The organism is Enterococcus sp. 22-H-5-01, assembly GCF_050310005.1.
Lineage (GTDB): Bacteria > Bacillota > Bacilli > Lactobacillales > Enterococcaceae > Enterococcus_A > Enterococcus_A hailinensis.
In genome coordinates this window covers 116,467-130,610 of record NZ_CP189994.1, presented here as the reverse complement: position 1 = coordinate 130,610, position 14,144 = coordinate 116,467, and the positions used below count along the sequence as shown (strand labels likewise).

Sequence of the window (14,144 nt, the reverse complement as noted above, 5' to 3'; positions counted from 1 at the left end):
CCTTTGTATTTCATTTAAGAAATACAAAGGCTTTTTCTCATTGAGTTAGTCATTTTTTCTATCTAGTAACTTCTTCTTACACCAAACAATAAACAGAATTATCATGGCTAACAAAATTATACTGATTAGGATAAGTATCCACGTATCATCTTTTTTGACTGTTACATCAGAATCGTTTAATTTTTTAGCTTCTGCAGCTTTGATTTTGAACTCTTTTTCTAATCGCCAATGATAACGATAATTTTCTTTTGTTTGACTATCATCTGTTTGAAATTGGTGCGCCCCATTCTCCATTTCTTCACCATACGCTTCCATTTTCATCGTATACTGACCTGCTTGTAGCCGTTCTCCATTTAATGGGATAGAAATATCAAAATGTGTATTGGGGGCTACTTGCATTTGTGTTTGTTCATGGGTATAAAGAATCTTAGAATCAGCTTTTTTAGTGATCGTTGTTTTTACCGCCAATTGATTTAAATAAGTGGCATTTGGATTTTGCAGCGTACCTTTGATGACGTTTCGAGCATTTCGTTGATCCGGGTATGCATGCGTTAATTTCAAATCCGGAGAACCATTTTCGGTAGTTTGCCGCATCAATAACGCAACAACATAAGAATATTCATTTTTGATCGCTAGGCCTGCGTTCTTTCTATCTTTAGCAGTCGTAGTTTCAGGCGTTTGTTTTTCTTTGAAGGTAATTCCACCTGCAATGATTCCATCAAAAATATTATTTGGCATCTTTATCTGCATTTTATATTCAGCTACAGATTGGGGCCTCAAAATAATTTCTTCAGGCGCTTTCACGTGATCTTTTAGATCATATTTGAGTGTCGCATCTCGAGTTATCTCATTTTGACTATATTCAACTACCCCATTCCCATTCGTAGTCGCGCTATTAATCTGTGCTTCTACTATCACTTCGTTATCAGTATCATTACGTAAATCAACCGTTAGTGTTTCTTCCTGACCAGGCTGCAATAACAAATCAAAATACGTTTTCTCTTTATCAATTTGGTTTTCAGCTGTTCTGGGTGTCACTGAAAAATTAAATTCAGCAGCGCTGACTCTGGTAGTTGTTATTATGCTTCCCATAAAGGCTAAAAGTAAAAAAAGCCGTTTGCAACGTTCCATAATTTAGTTTACTGGCGCATCTGTTAATACCCAAGTGAATGTTGTTGAGTATTCTTTGGCATATTTTGTCGTTGCACCAGGAACATGTAATTCAATACTTTTAGCAGCTGTTTCAGCATTTGTTCCCCAATTATGCAAGAAAGTCCCAGCCCCTTGCCCTACTTTTGCTGCCATCACATTCTGGAGTGAGCCATCGGTATCAGTTGTAATCTGTATTTGTCCGGTCGGTTTTGCTGAAGCAGATGTGGTCACAACATTCCCGTTTTTAAATACGACTTCCGCTCCAGTCAACTCTTTACTATCCGCTGTTTTAAATTGTCCATTTTGTTTTACCTGTAGTGTCCAACCGGCTTCTGTTCCTCGATTATCAGTTACTTGAACAAAGTTAGGGCCGTTTTTTTCTTGCTTGTCTTTAGTTAAATATTTTTGGGCTTTTGCCATGTATACTTCATCTTTAGACGTAATTTTTTGCGTACTAAAATCTAAGTTTGAAGCATAATCAATGGATAAGGGACCCTTCGTACCAGGTGTTGGCTCCGTTTCTGGATTAATTGGATCGATGGGTTTGATCGGGGAAGATGGATCGTTCGGATCTACTGGATCAATCGGTTCAACGCTTGGTTTAAAAGTAATCACTCCTTTTGACTCGTACTCACCACCCTCTTCAGCGAATACAGTGATCGCACCTAAAGACAGACTGACTAAAAGACCTGTTGCAAATACCAAAGAACCTAATTTTTTCATGTTTATTCTCCTTTATATTGTTTTATTCTCTTTACTACTGAATTGAAGAATTCTAAAAATACTCGAAAGCTGCTTATAGATTTAGCTCAGCTATACTTTTTTCAATAAGATACGTAAACATTTGTGATTTGAATAAAATAAACCGCACAACTAGATCTGTTGTGCGGTAATACTGATATTTTTTTGAATTTAAAAAGCATCCTCACATTAATTGTTTGAGGACGCTTTTTTTCATCTATAGATTTTTTTAGTGAAATGTTTTAGTAAAAATGGTGACGATAATGTAGTGAATAAAATAACCAGAATAAATGGTGAATAATATTCTTTCGTCACTAAATGGGCTTGATAACCTAATTGTACGATGATCAAGGCCATCTCACCGCGTGAAATCATTCCTGAACCGACCATCAAGCTGCTAGGATTATTAAAACCGGCTGCTTTGCCACCTAAAAATCCGCCGAACAATTTTGAACCAATTGCGATAAGTGTGACGACAACGATCAAACCCAATTGCTGAGTAATGCCATTGAAGGATACTTCTAATCCGATGCTGACGAAAAAAACCGGAATAAATACGGCATAGCCCAACGCTTCCACATTATATTTAACTTCTTCCCCTACTTCTGTTTGTCCAATCGCAACGCCTGTAAAGAAAGCGCCGATAACGGAACTTAAGCCGATCAGATCTGCTAAATAGGACATACTTAAACACAAAATAATCGAGACGATGATCACTGAAGATTCTGCCAATAATTTTTTACTGAGCTTCATTAAATATGGTGCGCCCCAGCGAATCAAAAAGAAGATTCCGGCAAAGAATAAAACTTGTTCCACGAGCATAAAACTTAATGGAACACTGTTACTGCTAGATGCACCCAAGAATGACATACTCAAACTGACGATCAAGACGATCAAAATATCGTCTACTACCGAAGCGCCTAAAATCGTTGAACCCTCTTTTGTATTCAGCACTTGCAATTCTTTCAATACTTCGACCGAAATACTGACCGAAGTAGCCGCCAGGATCAAGCCTAGAAAGAAGGCATGATTCCATGCGATGCCAAAGAATCGCCCACCGGCTGTTCCCAACAGCACAGGAAAAAAGAATCCCCAACATAGCCACATACATACCAGGGCGGAAGTATTTCTTCAATAAAGACAAATCACTTTCGATCCCCGCTAAAAACATCAGCAAAATCACACCGATCTCAGAAAAATCTTTTACAAGAATATCTGGATGGACCCACTTTAGACCCGCATTCCCTAATAAAATACCGACCAATAATTGGCCAATCACGGCCGGTATGCCGAAACGACGTGAAAAATGACTCGCCAATGTCGTACAAAATAGAATCAAACATAAAATACCGATAAATTCCATTTTAACCTCCCTAACATAATTCTCGATTATCAAAACCAGTAAAAAGCTACAAATCATTTTAACAGAAAAAATAGCGAATTGGGTTATTCCGATTTCAATGACTATTGATTTAAGATTTTTCTAGAGAGGAATATAATGGTGAAAAGGACGTGAGCAGATGTTACAAATCAAACGAGCTTATTTAGCACCAAATGAAATGGATGGTTATCGTGTGTTGGTTGATCGGATTTGGCCGCGAGGAAAATCTAAAGAGGTTGAGAAAATTGATTGTTGGTTAAAAGATATTGCACCAAGTACCGAGTTACGTCAATGGTTCAATCACGAACCAAAAAAATATGCGCAATTTAAAATAGACTACTTAGCTGAACTACAAAATGAACCTCAAAAAACAGCTTTAGAAGAATTAAAAAAACTTGTTTCTCAACATCCGACTGTCACGTTAGTTTATGGTGCTAAGAACGAAGAGAAAAACAACGCACAAGTTTTATATGAACTATTGACTAAATAATAGCTGGAGCTAGCAATTTTTCATTGCTAGTTTTTTTATTGTCTAAAAAGAAAAAGAAGAACTATTTTTTCATAGAAGACTGAAAAAGTTGACTCAAAATCAAGACGATTGAATGATAAAGTGGACTTAAAGGAATGCGCTTGATTTGATAAGCGACAACTAAGGAGGCGTTAAGATGTACAAGCAAACGAAACAACTTTCTAAAATCCTATTAGCCGTAATTATATTAGCTGGTAGTATCAATTTGTTTTTAGGTCCTCACAATATAGCTGCGGGCGGTGTCAGCGGAATCGGTCTGTTAGTCGAATATTCACTAGGCATTGATCGTTCTTGGGTCGTACTCGCTTTAAATATCGTTGTGCTCGCTTTAGCGGCGATTTTTTTAGGCAAAGAGATCTTTTTCAAAACGTTGATCGGTAGTTTCTTGTTCCCACTAGCATTACAGATCGTTCCGAATGGTATGCTAGTCGAAAATCATTGGTTATCTGTGATCGTGGGAAGTATCATCTTCGCCGTTGGGGTCGCGATTCTTTATGATTCAAAAGCATCGAGCGGCGGTACGACCATCCCACCACTGATCTTCAAAAAATATTGGGGATTGAGCACAGCGATCGGTTTGTTATTGACTGATTTTGTCATTGTTTGTATAAGCTTGTATATTTTTGGTTTCGAAGCCTTTTTATTCGCGATTTTATCGATTGGAATCACGTCTGTCTCAATGATTTTGATTGAACGGATGCAATCAAAGTTACCCATATTCACTGAAAAAGTCTTGGCAGTCTTCAATCCGAATCCATAAAAGAAAAAAACTGATAACTGTCTTCTCGTCCTAGAAGATAGCTATCAGTTTTTTTGTAGTATTTTTAAGCGCTAGTCGGAAATACCTGCCACTCGATCGTTAGTTCAGCTTCTCTGGCAGCATTGATTTTGATCGTTGAAGCGTTTGGCTTTTGATTCTCTTTTTTGCGGCGAGCCCTTGCCTCATAAACAGCCCCAAAATACCAAGCTTGTTGGAGTTGCTGCTGCTGGTCATTTATTTGAACATCACGTGTAACCGAAAAACTTTTGCGGCGTCTGTGATCTAGTTTAATGACCGTATGCGAGCCGAGTGAGCGTGCACGGCGATCGAGGATATATTTTCCATTGATTAATTCACTAACTTTTATATTGATTTGAGCAACATTCACTCGAATCCCTCCTTATTTTATGATACTTGACTGAATTTTTTATCTTTCAATTCATAAACGACATCACAGGCTTTGGCGACATCTTGTTCGTGAGTGACTAAAACGATACATTTTTGTTGTTCATGCGCGATTTCTTGGAAAAGACGGACGATCTCTTGCGATGTCGTATCATCTAGATTCCCAGTTGGTTCATCTGCAACAATCAATTCATGTTCACAACACAACGCTCGTACGATCGCCACCCGTTGTTGTTGCCCACCAGATAATAACGTAACTTTCTTTTCGGCTAATTCTTTGGTGATACCGACTTTTTCTAAATTAGCTAACGCATAGGCTTTTTTGTCGGTTTGTTGACTTTGTGCGATTTCCATTGCTGTCACGACATTGTCAACAGCTGATAAATATGGCAATAGATTATAGGCTTGAAAGACGATCGAAACATCTTTACGACGATATTCTCGCAAGGCGATTTTTTTCAAAGAAGCATCGCCGTATAAGATTTCTCCACTTTTCGGTGTATCCAAACCAGCGATCAGTGATAGAAACGTCGTCTTCCCAGAACCACTCGTGCCTAAAATAGCGTACATTTTGCCTTTTTCAAAGGTCAAATTAACATTTTCAAATAATGGTCCACTGTTTTCATACCAGTAGCCTAGATCTTTCGTTGCTAAAGTCATAATAAATTCCTCCTAAATGATTGAGCGCTTCAATGTTTTCTCAGCAAACGCTGCTTCAGCGAAAGAGTGTTTTCGTAGTCCGTACGATCTTTCGCTTTGGCTTGCGTCGTGTCTTCCTTGATTAAGAAATCAAAATTTTCTTCGGATTCAAGCGTAAGATTCCGGCAGAGGATAGAACGATCGAGAAGAGACTAATGCCTAGACCGATACCGGCTAAACTCAAGATTTCAACTGGTTGCACCGAGATATTCAAATCTTTGATTTCTTGTGTTGAAGAAAATGGATTGCTGCTTGAGTTGCCGCGTCCGCCGCCGCTTGGTGCTTGACCGCCTTGACCCGGGCCGCCATTTCCACCAGGGCTATTTTGATCTCCGCCATTATTTTGTGAAGTCGTTTGTTGCGACGTGGTTTGTTGACTCAATAATTGATTTCCGACAGCATTTCCGACGATATTTCCACTGGCTGCTGCAATCCCTAAAGCAAACAACATGCAGACGAAAATTTCAACGAAAAATTGCGAAATCACTTTTACTCGTGACTCACCTAATGAAAGCAAGACGCCGATTTCATATTTACGTTCACGGATCGACATCATAATGATCAATGTCAAGATGATCACACCTGCTACAGCGACTAAGATCACGATATTTTTAGCAAAGCTTGAAACATTGTTCAATGGTTGCAACATTTGTTGGTACATTTGATCGTTGGTTTCTAAACTGAATGTATCGGTGTCGATCAATTTTTTCGCTTTTTTAACGAAGCTGTCCATGTCTTTTGGATCCGTCAAATTGAAAACGGCTGAGTCGATCGTTGTTCCATCCGAACCACTCAATGTACTTACGAAAGTATAAGAAGAGAAGATCGTATTTGATGGATTCAAGAAATTAAAGCTATTACCTAAACTGTCGCCAGAGTCGCTGGTTTTATAGATTCCTTTAATAGTGACTTCAACATCTTTATCATCTGAATCTTTGATCTTGAACGTATCGCCGACACTTAAATCATTGGCTTCAGCTAAACTTTTTTCGATCAAAACATTATTTGTGCCTTCATCAGAAGCCGTAATGGCTTTCCCACTAACTAAAGTCGCAGTACCAGCTGAAAAATCAGTATACGAACTACTTTGTGAGACACCTTTGATTTGGAAGTCGCCTTGACTAGTCATCATTCCACCAGGGCCACCTTGGCCTCCCGCTTGTTCACCGGAAGAATCAGTCGCATCAGAATCTGAGCTACTGCTGTCAGTACTGCTATCACTGCTGGAAATCGGTGTGATGCCGGTACTTTTATCTGCTGAAGTGCTAGCTTCAAACGAATAAGATTTCACATTAGCTAAGTTCGCGATTTTTTTCGCGTCGCTTAGATTAACTGGTGTTTGTTCAAAACTGCCGGGGTCTGGTTTGGAACTCTCATCGCCTGAACTTGACGTAGATTGGTTTTTGAACATCGCTTCTCGGTTGGCCGATAAGGTGACGGTCGCTCCTACGCTTTTTTTTGCATTCGATGTCGCCAGCTCTGCGCCGCTGCGGATCGTTAGTCCGGCTAAAACAAAAATTAAAATTGCAGAAAAGACGGCGATCAATAAGATGCTGCGGCCTTTCTTCGCCCAAAGGCTTTGTACTGCCCGTTTGATAAAATTCATGATGGTTCCCCCTCGTATCGATTGCATTTCTTTTTTTTAGAAATGAATGTAAGCTTCATGCTCGCTATCAGATCGATTCCTTACTTTCAGCCGATCGTAAATTCGTCGATCGCACAGCGCTCATGTGACTACCTGTAAGATAATCGTCCTGCCTTAACCGAAGCTTAAGTCAATGACAAAAAGTTTTAAGGTTGTTTTAGGAAAGCATGGTACACTGAAAGAGCAAACTAGATTGGGAGGACTTATCCATGATAAAGCTACTTATAATAGAAGACGAAGCAACCTTATCAAATAACATCAAAGAAATTTTAACGGATCTGGGTGAGATCACCCAAGCGTATGATGGAGAAGAAGGCTTATTTGAAGCAGAAAGCGGGATGTATGATTTAATTTTATTAGATTTAATGCTGCCAGAAAAAAATGGTTACGAAGTCTTAGCAGACTTACGGGCCAAAAATATCCATACACCGGTGCTAATCTTGACGGCTAAAGATAGTCTCGAAGATAAAGTGACTGGCTTCCAAAAAGGCGCTGACGATTATTTGACCAAACCTTTTTACCGTGAAGAATTGATCATGCGGGTCAAAGCGTTGCTGAAACGTTCCCTCGGCTTATTTGCTGAAAATCAATTAGCCTATAAGCAATTAACTTGTAACTTAGCGACTAAAGAAGTACTTGCCAATGATCAGGTCTTACCGATCCAAGGAAAAGAATTCGACCTGCTGGTTTATTTCATCCAAAATAAAGGTGTGATCTTAACCAAAGAACAAATTTTTGACCGTATCTGGGGCTTTGATTCGGAGACAACAATCACGGTAGTCGAAGTTTATATGAGCCATTTACGTAAACATTTGAAACCAACAGAAATCGACAAATGCTTCAAGACTCTCCGCAATGTCGGTTACATCTTACAAAAGGACTGAGGCTATGAATACTGAAATCTCAAGAAAACAACGCTGGAAATTTTTCTTCATCAATGTCGCAGCCTTTGCCGGGGTCTTCCTACTCTTAGGATTCATTACTTTGCAACTGTTGCAAAGCTCGGCCTATCGCCAAACGGATCTTTCACTTAGTCAGATGGCTAAAAATGAGCGATTGATCGAAATGGAAATCACCCGCTACCAAGAAGGAAATCCTTTCTTATCGCAACAACAAACCCCTGATGACTTACAAACGAGCGACGGGCCTGATGGTAATAATCGGTTCAATACACAAATTATTTTATGGTCGAAAGAGGGAAAAATCTTAAACAAAGAAGTGTTAGGCGGCCGCTTCACTGAGCTGGCCAATCTTTCATTAGATACTAGCAAATTAAATAGTATCCAGTCCTTAGATTTGAACAATAGTACGGCTGCAAGCCAAAAATTGGCCTTCCATTCGTATACGATTAAATACGAGCAAGACGGCGAGGTCGCTTATGTTCAATTTTTAGCCAATACCAATCAAATCGCTGATTCGATGAAGACCTTCGAAACGACATTGATCCTTTGTATGATCGTCTTTTGGCTCTTATCGATCGGATTAAGTTTTTATATTTCCAAAATGAATATGAGACCGATCATGAGCTCATGGCGTAAGCAACAAGAATTCGTTGAAAATGCCTCCCATGAATTGCGGACACCACTGGCGATCATCCAAAACAGCTTGCAACAGCTGTTCACCCGACCCGAAAATACGATCATGGAAGAATCCGAGCCAATCGCTCAAGCCTTGAATGAGACCCGTCGACTCAGCGGATTGACTAATGACTTGCTGACTTTGGCTAGGAGTGACTCCAATCAATTATTATTACAAAAAGAGGCCCTTGATCCACAACCATTTATCCAACAGTTGGCCCAACCTTTCCAAGAAATTGCTGCGATGCAAGACAAACGTTTTGTCTTAGAAAACTTTGCCAACGAAGCGGTCACCGTTGATGAAAAACGAGTCCATCAAGTGTTGGTGATCCTATTAGATAATGCCTTGAAATATACCGATGCCAAAGATAAAATCATTTTGCAATCTGAAATCTCAAACGATCATTGGCTGATCGAAGTCAAAAACAGCGGCGCATCGATCAGCGATGAAGACAAAAAACATATCTTTGAACGTTTTTATCGCGAAGATCAATCGCGTTCAAAAGAAACTGGCGGCTATGGTCTAGGTCTTGCGATCGCCAAACAAGTCATCACGCAACACAAAGGCAAACTTACCGTCCGCGACTGGCAACCACAAGGCGTGTTTTTTCAGATCCGTTTGCCGCTTAAAAATTGAAACAAAACGAGAATATTTTAATCCAAGCAAGCCCAGAATGTGTTAGAATCTAAAAAAAGCAAAAAAGAGGAGATTTCTTGTGACTGAATATACTGGATTTGATAAAATTTATCGTGACATCGTCATGGATATCATAGAAAATGGGACGGACCAAGATCCAGCTTTAGTCCGGGCCAAATACGCTGACGGCAGCCCTGCTCCCACGCGTTTTATCCAAGGCGTCAATTTTAAATTGAAACCAGAAGACGGCATCCCGATTTTAAAATCGAAACGGGTCTTCCAAAAAACACCTTTAGTCGAGTTGGAATGGATTTGGCAAGAACTATCAAACGATGTGACTTGGCTCCAAGAACATAAATGTAAAGTCTGGAACGAATGGGCCGATGATCAAAATACGATCGGTAAAGCCTATGGGTATCAATTAGCTAAAAAATGCCGTAAACTTCCTGACCATGAAGAAAAACTCAATCAAGTCGAATACGTCTTGCATCAATTACAAAACAATCCTGGTTCACGTCGGATCATGACCAGCCTGTGGGATGTCGATGATTTAGATGATATGACGTTAGAGCCTTGCGTTTGGGCCACCAATTGGAAAGTCAATAACGGCGTGTTAGATATACATGTCAAACAACGCTCAGCTGATATGGCATTGGGACAACCATTCAATACGTATCAATATGCCGTGCTTCACCGTTTGATCGCTGATCAATTAGATCTAGCATTAGGCACGATGCACTGGACGATCGATGACGCCCACGTCTACGACCGTCACATTGATAATTTAAAAGAACAATTATCAAAATCGATCCCTACAAGCGAACCAACACTTGTCTTACCTGATAAATACGACGAAGACGGCCAGAAAAAAAGCTTCTTTGAACGCCGCTTATCAGAAGTAAAACTCGAAAACTATGAAAATAATGGTGTGTTCAAATATGAGATCGCGGAATAAGAAAAACCCAGAGTATACGAGTTAAACTCGTATACTCTGGGTTTTTTATTTTACTATTTTAATCTAAATTAGCTGATTTTGGGCCTTTTTCAAAATCTTACGCAATTCCTCATCTACTGCATAAATGTATAAACCATTAACACCTCGAGTCATCAAAACATTCAATTCATTTTTAAGTAAAAAATCAGATACATCTAATTTCTCATTATCTTTTCCTGTACGCTTTTGAATTGCCTTTTTATTTTTACTTTTTGTTTTATCAAAAATAATTTTACCATCTCGATATTTTACTGACGGACCTATAATTACACCTGCATAATTAAGGTCAAATCCTTGAATTGTAAATGTTGACCCTACTTCTCCGATAGTATGGGATTGTTCAGCCCAAGCACGTGCACCATTTTTTTGTTTTTCTATTTCATTTTGTGGAAGCTGTAGATTCCATGGCAACTGCCAATCACCAATTTTTACATTCCAGTATTTTTCATTCTTGGGGCTTTTCTTATCCACATATTCCCAGTCAAATGTAGCTAAAATACGAGATATCCCGGATTCTTCATTCTGAGCTTTCTGACGAATTTTTTGATACATTTTATCAGGATGATCAAATATTTCAATTGCATATTTTTTAGAATCAATAGGTATATTTGCAATTATCCCATTATCAATAACGTTTCGAATCCAATTTATAGTTTCTTTATCAGCATTAATTCGTAATTGATTTTTCAAATAAATGTGGTTATTTGCTAAGTTAGCTTTATGAATCATTTCTAACATATCCTGTTCATCCCAATACTGCTCCCGCGAAAGAATTTGGTTACGATCAAGCACAGCTACTACAACTCTTGCTCTCTTTAAAAGATCTTCGAGCTGGTTTTTTCCTCGGTAAGACTGTTTTCCTTGAGTCCATAATAAATGCGCCTCGTCAACAATGATAATATCTACCTTTTCATCCGTTGAATGATTATTAATAAATCTCGTTGGTTTAGAAACAACATCTGGATTTTTTTTTGATAAAATTCCTAATTTTGAAGCAATTTGTTTATAAACTTTTAATTGTTGATCGTGATTTACTAATAAGTATTGACTCGTATTCTTGAGAACTACATTTTCAGACTCATCTAAAGCAAGTTGGCTTAATTCATAAAACAAACTACTCATCAAAACAGTCTTACCAGAACCTGCTTCACCTTCAATAATGATTAATTGTCCTTCTTTATTTCGATTTAATGCTTCAGTTACTTTAAGGATAATATCTTCTCGTGCATTCATTTGCTCTCGAGTTAACTTATGAAAAGGCGACGCTTTAAAGATAGCTGAATCTCTAATTATTCTTTCAAGAGGAAACAAATCTTTATTCTTTCGTTGTAATTTCTTCCAAATTTTTGAAAAAATACTACCTAACTCTTCTGAAGTATAGTAATCATTTTGAGGATTGGTCCTACGATTATTTAATTTATCAACCGCTTCTACACTCGATAGATACTGCATTAAACGATTTTCGATGTCTAGAGTTAATGATTTATTGAAATGTTCGTGACCTATTACAAACATTCTTGCTTCACTAGATTCAGATATTTCTTGCCAATCATCACGTATTTCATTTAAATGTTCAACAGTTCGTCTTTTAATATTGGTAGTTTCACCAACATAAACTGAGTATTTTGATGAACCTTTTTTATCGTTTACAATGTAGACTGTCGGATAGTTCAGCATTACTTTTTGTTCTTTTTTTCCTTTATTCTGAATTGTTTCTTCTAAATGGTTAAGTGCTTCTTTCGAATAACCAACTTCATAGATTATAGGATTTACTAATGTCATACTACACCTCGGTGAATACCTATTTTATATTATTATATCCTAGGATAATTAATTTATCTAAACAATTTTTAACTGAGGATACATATGTTTTTTTACAAGCCTTTTAAATAAATTTTTTTATAGCATAAAGTTTTTCTACATCTGTGCTATCATTTTTTATATGCATTCGTTTATGACAGTTGGGGCAAAGAGCAGCCGTATTTTCTATCGTATCCTCCCCTCCCATGGATAACCACTTAATGTGGTGAGTTTCTAAAAAGGGGCGTCCTTCCTTATCTTTAAAATCTAGTTGTATTCCACACAATTCACAAATTCCATTTGCCCTTCTTTTAGCATATTCAATAATATCGGGATCTCTTTCATAAGTTGTACTAATTACTTCTCTATAAGAACTAACTTTACCTTTATACCTACTATTTTTTATTTCTATTTCCTGATTATTATGCTTAATACTATTTTTCTTGCGTACTTTATAATTCTCATTTAATTCTGAAATAGTAGGAATTACGCCTTTACTATCATCTAATAGCTTAATTGGAAATTTCCAAACTTCACGTTCTTCCCCATTTTTGTCTAATTGTAATTCCTGATAGGGTTCTGCTATGAGTTTAATAAGTCCACGATAAGTATATATTTTTGGCTGTAACACCTCAAAAAGAAAAACTCTTATCCCGTTCTCTTTTGAGTGATTTAACGTTTTATTTTGACTAAAATTTATATCTTGATCACCAACCTGTCCCATACCTGTATAATGTAGGATTTCACCATTCCATGAATCTTTATAAAGTTTAGTCTCATCTGAAATAAGTACTAATGCATTTTCTTTTTTTGATCTTCTCATCCCGCCTTGTGGTGCACATTTAAAAATTTTCCTTAACTCCTCATTGCTTAATTCATCACCGGATTCCAAGTCTGCAATTTCTATTTCATTTTTTTCTTTTTTCAAATGACTTTTACTTTTTAACATCCCCACTCACCTTTTTCGTTTTTATATTATTAACTCAATTGTAACAAACTCAATCGTTTTAACTAATTAAAAACAGAATGGATTTTATTATATTAGTAGTATTTTTATTAGCACGTATAATTAAAATAATTTTAATAAATATTTTTCAAAAAAAAAACCTCGCAAATAAAAATTTGCGAGTTCCTTAAAAATAGTTCCTATATTTTTGTTTACTTTCCAATCAACGCCCCTAATCCTGTCACAAAAATCGTTAGTCCCCATTCAAATGCTTCTTTACTTCCGAGTGTGTCTAGGACATCGCTTTGCATGATCCGTGAGATAGGTTCATTAGATGGATACTCGGCTAGTGATTGTTTTTCGTTTTCGGGGGTTATATTTTTTTGATTTTCTTTTTGAGCCAAATAATCGATCTCAAAAGAAATGATGTAATTCATAAAGGCATTGATACTAGTGAATTTTTGTCCGTCTGTCAATGGTTGGCTGTCAATAACTTTTAATAATTCATTATTTAATTTCAATAGCTCGGGATTATTCGGCGTAGTCCGTAAAAGTAAGTGCGCGGAATAAGGGTATTTCCGTAATTTTTGAAAAAGAATCTCACCGTAAAGCGCTAATTGTTGTTGCCACTGATCTACAGTATTAACCTCCTCCAATACTTCTTTGATGACTTGTGAAGCGAGTTTATCAAAAATTTGCTCTTTGCTTTTTACGTACCAGTAAAGAGATGGTGCTTTAATATTCAACAACTGAGATAACTTTCGCATGCTGAAATTATCGAGTCCTTCAGTATCTAATAATTCCCAGGCTGCTGCTAGGATTTCTGCTTCATTCATTTTATTTTTCAAAATAACTTCACGCTCCTCCTCGTTATTATA

General features: G+C 37.5%; 12 protein-coding genes and 2 pseudogenes. 5 read left to right on the top strand and 9 right to left on the bottom strand.

Features of this window, described 5'->3' with window-relative positions; translation table 11 throughout:
* Positions 1-45: 45 nt before the first annotated feature.
* The 3 genes and pseudogenes from ACQKTA_RS11575 to ACQKTA_RS11565 form a co-directional block, all read right to left on the bottom strand.
* On the bottom strand, positions 46-1,092 hold the full coding sequence (locus tag ACQKTA_RS11575; protein ID WP_427814831.1) for a DUF916 and DUF3324 domain-containing protein: 1,047 nt from the start codon (positions 1,090-1,092) through the stop codon (positions 46-48).
* Between the two features lie 42 nt (positions 1,093-1,134).
* The gene (locus tag ACQKTA_RS11570) at positions 1,135-1,875 is read right to left on the bottom strand and encodes a WxL domain-containing protein (protein ID WP_427814830.1); all 741 of its coding nucleotides are present in this window, start codon (positions 1,873-1,875) and stop codon (positions 1,135-1,137) included.
* Between the two features lie 231 nt (positions 1,876-2,106).
* Positions 2,107-3,256 (bottom strand): annotated as a pseudogene (locus ACQKTA_RS11565) (cation:proton antiporter).
* A gap of 157 nt (positions 3,257-3,413) precedes the next feature.
* Between ACQKTA_RS11565 and ACQKTA_RS11560 the strand changes: the two are divergent.
* Positions 3,414-3,764 (top strand): DUF488 domain-containing protein, encoded by a 351-nt coding sequence (locus tag ACQKTA_RS11560; RefSeq protein ID WP_427814829.1) that lies wholly within the window; start codon positions 3,414-3,416, stop codon positions 3,762-3,764.
* Positions 3,765-3,939: 175 nt separating this feature from the next.
* Positions 3,940-4,497, top strand: a pseudogene (locus ACQKTA_RS11555) (YitT family protein); the annotation flags it as partial.
* 130 nt (positions 4,498-4,627) lie between these two features.
* Here the strand turns inward: ACQKTA_RS11555 and ACQKTA_RS11550 are convergent.
* The 3 genes from ACQKTA_RS11550 to ACQKTA_RS11540 all read right to left on the bottom strand — a co-directional run bounded on the left by ACQKTA_RS11550 (position 4,628) and on the right by ACQKTA_RS11540 (position 7,273).
* The gene (locus ACQKTA_RS11550; protein ID WP_427814828.1) at positions 4,628-4,951 is read right to left on the bottom strand and encodes a hypothetical protein; all 324 of its coding nucleotides are present in this window, start codon (positions 4,949-4,951) and stop codon (positions 4,628-4,630) included.
* A 17-nt stretch (positions 4,952-4,968) separates the two neighbouring features.
* A complete protein-coding gene (locus ACQKTA_RS11545; RefSeq protein ID WP_427814827.1) occupies positions 4,969-5,628 on the bottom strand; it encodes an ABC transporter ATP-binding protein in 660 nt (219 codons plus the stop codon).
* 121 nt (positions 5,629-5,749) lie between these two features.
* On the bottom strand, positions 5,750-7,273 hold the full coding sequence (locus ACQKTA_RS11540) for an ABC transporter permease (protein ID WP_427814826.1): 1,524 nt from the start codon (positions 7,271-7,273) through the stop codon (positions 5,750-5,752).
* Positions 7,274-7,521: 248 nt separating this feature from the next.
* Between ACQKTA_RS11540 and ACQKTA_RS11535 the strand changes: the two genes are divergently transcribed.
* The 3 genes from ACQKTA_RS11535 (at position 7,522) to thyA (ending at position 10,481) form a co-directional block, all read left to right on the top strand.
* Positions 7,522-8,196, top strand: a complete 675-nt coding sequence (locus ACQKTA_RS11535; protein ID WP_427814825.1) for a response regulator transcription factor — start codon at positions 7,522-7,524, stop codon at positions 8,194-8,196.
* Between the two features lie 4 nt (positions 8,197-8,200).
* Complete coding sequence (locus tag ACQKTA_RS11530) at positions 8,201-9,526, top strand: sensor histidine kinase (protein WP_427814824.1); 1,326 nt, start codon at positions 8,201-8,203, stop codon at positions 9,524-9,526.
* A 79-nt stretch (positions 9,527-9,605) separates the two neighbouring features.
* Complete coding sequence (thyA, locus tag ACQKTA_RS11525; RefSeq protein ID WP_427814823.1) at positions 9,606-10,481, top strand: thymidylate synthase; 876 nt, start codon at positions 9,606-9,608, stop codon at positions 10,479-10,481.
* A gap of 63 nt (positions 10,482-10,544) precedes the next feature.
* Here thyA and ACQKTA_RS11520 read toward each other — a convergent pair whose 3' ends face one another.
* From ACQKTA_RS11520 to ACQKTA_RS11510, 3 genes are all read right to left on the bottom strand, one after another.
* Positions 10,545-12,302: a DUF2075 domain-containing protein gene (locus ACQKTA_RS11520; RefSeq protein WP_427814822.1), complete on the bottom strand. Its 1,758-nt coding sequence runs from the start codon at positions 12,300-12,302 to the stop codon at positions 10,545-10,547.
* A 103-nt stretch (positions 12,303-12,405) separates the two neighbouring features.
* Positions 12,406-13,269: an HNH endonuclease gene (locus tag ACQKTA_RS11515; protein ID WP_427814821.1), complete on the bottom strand. Its 864-nt coding sequence runs from the start codon at positions 13,267-13,269 to the stop codon at positions 12,406-12,408.
* A gap of 209 nt (positions 13,270-13,478) precedes the next feature.
* The gene (locus ACQKTA_RS11510; RefSeq protein WP_427814820.1) at positions 13,479-14,114 is read right to left on the bottom strand and encodes a TetR/AcrR family transcriptional regulator; all 636 of its coding nucleotides are present in this window, start codon (positions 14,112-14,114) and stop codon (positions 13,479-13,481) included.
* Positions 14,115-14,144 lie beyond the last annotated feature (30 nt).